This is a genomic window from Oleiphilus sp. HI0043 (genome assembly GCF_001634935.1).
Map to the genome: position 1 here is coordinate 1 of NZ_LWEY01001518.1, position 684 is coordinate 684.

Sequence of the window (684 nt, forward strand, 5' to 3'; positions counted from 1 at the left end):
CGTCTTCTTTAGTCACGTTATTCAAATCAATGCGCTTAGCACTGTCGCCAGCTTCCCAAGTAATCTCAGGCCAGTCTTCAAGACTTGGAGGTGTTTGCAATGCCGGGCCGGAGCCATCTAACACAAAGTGAGCATGACGTGTGGCAGCACAGTTTGGAATCATTACGACAGGCAATGATGCAGCATGCGTTGGATAGTCGTTAATTTTTACGTCCATAACCGTTGTTAAGCCACCAAGGCCTTGAGCACCGATACCCAGGTCGTTGACCTTATCCATAATCTCTAAACGTAACTCTTCAACACGATTTTGAGGGCCACGCTTACGAAGCTCATGAATATCAATCGGCTCCATCAAAGCTTCTTTCGCCATCACGGCAGCTTTTTCAGCTGTACCACCGATGCCTATACCCAACATGCCTGGCGGGCACCAGCCAGCGCCCATCGTAGGAACCGTTTTCAGAACCCAGTCAACAATACTGTCACTAGGGTTCAACATCGCCATTTTTGACTTATTCTCGGAACCACCGCCTTTTGCAGCAACTTGGACGTCGACAGTGTTGCCTTCGACAATCTCATAGTGGATCACAGCAGGTGTATTGTCTTTAGTATTCTTACGAGCGCCGGCAGGGTCATCTAGGATTGAAGCACGTAAGACGTTATCTGGATGAGTGTAAGCACGACGTA

1 protein-coding gene is annotated in these 684 nt (G+C 48.5%); it reads right to left on the minus strand.

Annotation, left to right across the window (positions count from 1 at the left end; genetic code table 11):
- Nucleotides 1-684, minus strand: a 684-nt coding sequence (locus A3729_RS22070; protein WP_197475983.1) for a fumarate hydratase, incomplete at both ends; no start/stop codon positions are given.